The 5,575-nt window shown below is 68.6% G+C and carries 5 protein-coding genes and 1 pseudogene; 2 read left to right on the top strand and 4 right to left on the bottom strand.

The window, feature by feature from the left end; all coding sequences use genetic code 11:
- Window positions 1-168, top strand: a pseudogene (locus tag FFS27_RS33835) (hypothetical protein); the annotation flags it as partial.
- Window positions 169-204: 36 nt separating this feature from the next.
- Entirely contained in the window at window positions 205-1,257 is a 1,053-nt protein-coding gene (locus FFS27_RS27690; protein WP_003093980.1) for an alkene reductase, read from the top strand.
- Between the two features lie 60 nt (window positions 1,258-1,317).
- Here FFS27_RS27690 and FFS27_RS27685 read toward each other — a convergent pair whose 3' ends face one another.
- From FFS27_RS27685 to FFS27_RS27670, 4 genes are all read right to left on the bottom strand, one after another.
- Window positions 1,318-1,560 (bottom strand): FeoC-like transcriptional regulator, encoded by a 243-nt coding sequence (locus FFS27_RS27685; RefSeq protein WP_003093982.1) that lies wholly within the window; start codon window positions 1,558-1,560, stop codon window positions 1,318-1,320.
- Entirely contained in the window at window positions 1,560-3,860 is a 2,301-nt protein-coding gene (gene feoB, locus FFS27_RS27680; RefSeq protein WP_021264174.1) for a Fe(2+) transporter permease subunit FeoB, read from the bottom strand. Before feoB ends, FFS27_RS27685 begins: the two co-directional genes overlap by 1 nt.
- A 17-nt stretch (window positions 3,861-3,877) precedes the next feature.
- The gene (gene feoA / locus FFS27_RS27675; protein ID WP_003093986.1) at window positions 3,878-4,105 is read right to left on the bottom strand and encodes a ferrous iron transporter A; all 228 of its coding nucleotides are present in this window, start codon (window positions 4,103-4,105) and stop codon (window positions 3,878-3,880) included.
- Window positions 4,106-4,321: 216 nt separating this feature from the next.
- Window positions 4,322-5,158 carry an ATPase gene (locus FFS27_RS27670; RefSeq protein ID WP_003093989.1) on the bottom strand — a complete coding sequence of 279 codons (837 nt, stop codon included), beginning with the start codon at window positions 5,156-5,158 and terminating at the stop codon, window positions 4,322-4,324.
- Between the last annotated feature and the right edge of the window lie 417 nt (window positions 5,159-5,575).

Here is a 5,575-nt window from a genome sequence, read left to right as displayed (position 1 = left end):
GGCCAGCAACGCCAGCGCGGCCAGCGCGGCGGCAGCGTCATCGACCACGGCCTGGGCCTGACCCGCGTGCCGCTGGCCGCCGCCGCGCTGGCCGCGCTGGCGTTGCTGGCCACCCTGATCGCCTTTTCCGGAAACGGCCGCGCCCAGGCGCAGCCGGTCCTCGATTGATCCCCTGTCCGTCTATTCCCTAGTGGAGGATGTTCCATGGCTACTCTGTTCGATCCCATCGTGCTCGGCGACCTCGAGCTGCCCAACCGCATCGTCATGGCGCCGCTGACCCGCTGCCGCGCCGATGAAGGCCGCGTGCCCAACGCCCTGATGGCCGAGTACTACGCCCAGCGCGCCGATGCCGGCCTGATCCTCAGCGAGGCCACCGCGGTCACGCCGATGGGCGTGGGCTACCCCGACACCCCCGGCATCTGGTCCGATGACCAGGTCCGTGGCTGGAGCAACGTGACCAAGGCGGTGCACGCCGCCGGCGGACGCATCTTCCTGCAACTCTGGCACGTCGGGCGGATTTCCGATCCGCTCTACCTGAATGGCGAGCTGCCGGTGGCGCCGAGCGCCATCGCCGCCGAGGGGCACGTCAGCCTGGTGCGCCCGAAGCGTCCCTACGTCACCCCGCGCGCGCTGGACACCGAGGAGATCGCCGACATCGTCGAGGCCTACCGCCAGGGCGCCGAGCGGGCCAAGGCCGCCGGCTTCGACGGCGTGGAGATCCACGGCGCCAACGGCTACCTGCTCGACCAGTTCCTCCAGGACAGCACCAACAAGCGCACCGACCGCTACGGCGGCTCCATCGAGAACCGCGCGCGCCTGCTGCTGGAAGTCACCGACGCGGCGATCTCCGTATGGGGCGCCCAGCGCGTCGGCGTACACCTGGCGCCGCGTGCCGACTCCCACGACATGGGCGATTCCAACCGCCTGGAAACCTTCAGCCATGTCGCCCGTGAGCTGGGCAAGCGCGGCATCGCCTTCATCTGCGCCCGCGAAGCGCAGGCCGACGACAGCATCGGCGTAGCCCTGAAGAAAGCCTTCGGCGGACCCTACATCGCCAACGAAAAGTTCACCCTCGACAGCGCCAACGCCATCCTGGCCAAGGGCGACGCCGATGCGGTGGCCTTCGGCGTCCCCTTCATCGCCAACCCGGACCTGGTCGAACGCCTGCGCCAGGGCGCCGAACTGAACCCGCCGCGCCCGGAAACCTTCTATACCGGCGGTACCGAAGGCTACCTGGACTATCCGACCCTGGCCTGATCGCGCCAGCCAGGAAAGAGCCCGCCACGCTTGCCGTGGCGGGCTCTGTGCTTTGCCCGTCTAGCGCAGGCGGAAATACGGCTCCGGCTCCGCGCACGGATCGCGCTGGGCGCAGCCCTTGCAACCGCCGCCGCAACCGCCCGAGCTTTGCGCAGCCACCCGCTCGACCTTGCCGAGCGCGATCAGCCGCTCCAGGATCGCCTCCACCAGCGCCGGCGGCGCGTCCACCTGGCGGCTGAGCTGTTTCAGCCCACGCGCCTGGCCGTCTTCCAGGGCGGCGCGGATCTGCATGAGTGTCGCCATCAGTGACATCCTCCCTGCCCGCTCGGGGCATCGGCCATTCGGCCTGGCAGTTGCAGTACCTGCTCACGGCCGAACAGACGCAGGCAGGTCATCAGGATCAAGTTGAAGAGCAGCACCACGGCGATGGTCAGGACGCTACGCTCGGGGTGCGCGGCGAAGGTGGCGACCTGGTAGCAGAGGGTCGCCAGCGAGTAGGCGACGTTCAGCCCCCAGAGCACCGAGAAAGCCATCCAGCCCTTGCTGCTTTCCCGGGCGATCGCGCCCATGGCGGTCACGCAGGGCACGTAGAGCAGGACGAAGACCAGATAGCTGTAGGCCGCGATGGGGCTGCCGAACTTGCTCGCCATGGTGCCCATCGAGCCGGTCTCCATGTCGCCGTCGGCCATGCTCGCCTCCACCGGGTTGGCCAGCACGCTGAGGCTGAAGGTATCGACCAGGCCGTCCCAGGTTTCGACCAGGGCGTCGCGCAGTTGCCCAGGCAGGTCGTAGCCTTCGTAGTCGAAGGCCTCGCCCTGGATCTGCTCGGCGGTGTAGAGGGTGTTCAGGGTGCCGACCACCACTTCCTTGGCCATCGCCCCGGTGACCAGGCCGACGGTGGCCTGCCAGTTGTCCGGCTGCACCCCGAGCGGCGCCAGCAGCGGAGTGAGACGCTGGCTGACGCTGGCCAGCGCGGAATGGCCGATGTCGCCCTGCACCGGCTTGCCGTCGAGGGTGATGCTGTTCAGGCCGCCGATCACCAGGCTGACCAGGATGATCACCTTGCCGGCCCGCACCACGAAGCCGCGCAGGCGCGACCAGGTCTGCAGCAGCAGGCTCTTAAGGTGTGGCACATGGTACAGCGGCAGTTCCATGACGAACGGCGAGGCCTCGCCGCGCATCAAGGTGTGCTTGAGCAGCAGCCCGGTGAGGATCGCCACGACGATGCCGAGCAGGTACAGGGAGAAGATCACCAGCGCGCCGCCCTGGCCGAAGAAGGCCCCGGCGAACACGGCGAAGATCGCCAGGCGCGCGCCGCAGGACATGAACGGCGCCATCATGATGGTAATCAGCCGCTCGCGCTGCGCGTCCAGGGTCCGCGCGCCCATGATCGACGGCACGTTGCAGCCGAAGCCAACGATCAGCGGCACGAACGACTTGCCCGGCAGGCCCAGCGCCTGCATCAGGCGGTCCATGACGAAGGCCGCGCGGGCCATGTAGCCGGAATCCTCGAGCAGCGAGAGGAACAGGTACATCAAGCCGATCTGCGGTACCAGCGGCAGCACCGTGTTGACCCCGCCGCCGATGCCCTGGGCGAGGAACGCCGTGAGCCAGTCGGGCAGGCCGAAGCGAATGCCCAGCCACTGGATGCCATCGATGAAGATCGCCGACGAGCCCTTGTCGAAGATCGGCTGTAGCGCCCCGCCGATGTTGATGGCGAAAAAGAACATCAGGTACATCACCAGCAGGAAGATCGGCAGACCCAGCCAGCGATTCAGGACGACCCGGTCGAGCCATTGGGTCAGCCGGTGCGGCTGCGCCTGCTGGTGGTCGCAGACCGCCGCGCAGATCTCGCCGATCAGCCGGTAGCGCGCATCGACGATCGCCAGCTCGGGCTCCTCGCCGCAGCCCCGGCGTGCCTGTTCCAGGGTGGCGGGCGGCAAGCCCAGCGCCGGGCCGTTGAAGATGTCGCCTTCCAGCGCCTGCAACGCCAGCCAGCGCGGCTCGATGGCCGAGGCCGCCGGAGCGCGCGTTTCCAGGAGGTAGCCGACCTGCGCCTGGATGGCCGGCGGGTAGTCCACCGCCAGCGCCGCCTGCGGGACCTGCAACTCGTCGATGGCCGCCTTCAGCTCGTCGATGCCATCGGCGCGGGTGGACACCAGCGGCACCACCGGGCAACCGAGACGCCGCGCCAGACCGTCGATATCGATGCGGATGCGCTGGCTACGGGCGATGTCGAGCATGTTCAGCGCGACGATGCAGGGGATGCCCATCTCCCGCAACTGCACCGTGAGGTACAGGTTGCGCTCCAGGTTCGCCGCATCCACCACGTTGACCAGCACGTCGACTTCGCCGCTGGCGATGTAGCGGCAGGCGATCTGCTCGTCCAGCGAGGCCTGGGCGGAAACGCTGGTCAGCGAATAGGTGCCGGGCAGGTCGACCAGGCGTACCGCGTGGCGGGCGGTGTGGAACGCACCCTCCTTGCGCTCCACGGTGACGCCGGCCCAGTTGCCGACCCGCTGGCGCGAGCCGGTGAGCTGGTTGAACAGGGTGGTCTTGCCGGAGTTGGGATTGCCGATCAGGCCGAGGGTCAATGCGGTCATGGGGATTCCGGGCGGGGTCAGTCGAGCGGGACGAGGGTCAGCAGGGCGAGGTCCTTGCGCCGCAGCGCCAGGCTGGTCTGGCGGGTCTCGACCTGGACCGGGTCGCCCAGCGGGGCGATGCGCACCACGCGCAGCGCCGCGCCGGGCAGAAGCCCCATGGAGAACAGGCGTTGGCGATAGCCGTTGCTGATGGCGGGGGAATAACCGGTGATGCGGTAGGAACGGGACGGTTGCAATGCGCTCATGGCGGATTCCAGGCGGAGGAAGGGACCAATGGCCTCCCTGGCCGGTGATCGAGAATCTAAACGACTCTCACTTAAGGCTCGCTTAAGGACGCAGTATCGGAGCGGAGGAGCAGCGGATTCGCTGATCCAGAGCAATGGAAGCGGGGATTTTCGCCGGGCGCGGCGAACTGTCGCCGCCAGCGCCCGGTGCGACGGGGCGGCTGGCGGCGCAAGGGGTCAGCGGGTATTGAGCTGCTGTTGCAGGTTCTGCACCTGGGCCTGGAGGGTGTTGATGTTGCGCATCACCTGGGTACGGAAGGCGTCGAACTCGGCGGTATTGCCGCCCTGGGCCGGGCGATTGTCGAGCTGGCTGCGCAATACCAGCAGGTCGTCCTGGATACCCTTGATCGTCTGGCTCGGGTTGCCCTGCTTCTTCAGCGCCGCGACATCGCCGCCGAGGGCCTTGAGTTGCTCGTTGGTCTTGCCCAGTTCGACCTGCAGGGCTTTCAGCTTCTCCTGTTCGGCGGCCAGTGTCTGCAGCTTGCCGTCCAGTTGCGCGACCAGTTGCGCCGCGCTTTCCTGCTGGGCCTTGAGATCGCTGGCCAGTTGATCGAGGCGTTTGCCCTGGCCGCCGAACTGGTTGCTCACATCGGCCTGCTGGCGTTCCTGGCTGCCGAGTTTCTCCTGCAGTTGCTTGACCTGCAGGCGCAGCGCCTCACGTTCGCTGGTGACGCTGGACTCGCTGGCGACCACCTTGCCGCGAATGTCGTCGAGGCGCCCGGCGGCTTCTTCGCTGATCCTCACGAAGCTTTCCTGGGTCGCCACCAACTGCTGTTCCATCAGGCTGATTTGCTGGTGGCTCCACCAACCCACCCCGGCGAGGGCGATCAGCATCGCCCCGAGCAGGGCCCAGAGCGGGCCGGTAGAGGCCGGACGGCGCTCCTTGGTGTCGACGACCCGGCGCTGCTCCGGTTCGTAGACGTGCCGCGGGTGGTGGCCGAATTCGTCGCGGTCGGCGGCATCGGTGGTCAGGCTGGGCACATCGTCGAGTTCGTCGAAAGCATCGTTACGCATGGTGAAAACCTGTGAAGGGGAACGGCATCCTGCCGGAGGCCTGGAGAAAGGGCCGAACGGCGCATTATATCGGTTCTGCCCCGCCCCTTCAGCGTCTGCTCGAAGCAAATTGCCGGACCGGGGCGCTCCACCGCGAAGCCGTGCGCCCCAAGACGGAGCGAACGCTGTCCGGCACAGACCGCCGCAGGCCGCCAGCGGTTCCCCGCCCCGCACGCCGGCGCTGGTCCGCGGCCCGCATGGCACGTCGCTTGCCTGGGCTTTGCCGGGCAGATTCGAGAGCCGGAGGATGCATGGAGTCGCACAACCCCCCCCCCCCCCCCCCCCCCCCCCCCCCCCCCCCCCCCCCCCCCCCCCCCCCCCCCCCCCCCCCCCCCCCCCCCCCCCCCCCCCCCCCCCCCCCCCCCCCCCCCCCCCCCC

Source organism: Pseudomonas sp. 2VD, assembly GCF_005503585.1.
In the GTDB taxonomy this organism is placed as follows: Bacteria; Pseudomonadota; Gammaproteobacteria; order Pseudomonadales; family Pseudomonadaceae; genus Pseudomonas; species Pseudomonas aeruginosa.
The sequence above is the reverse complement of the archived record's forward strand: the minus strand, read 5'-3'. Positions and strand labels throughout refer to the sequence as shown.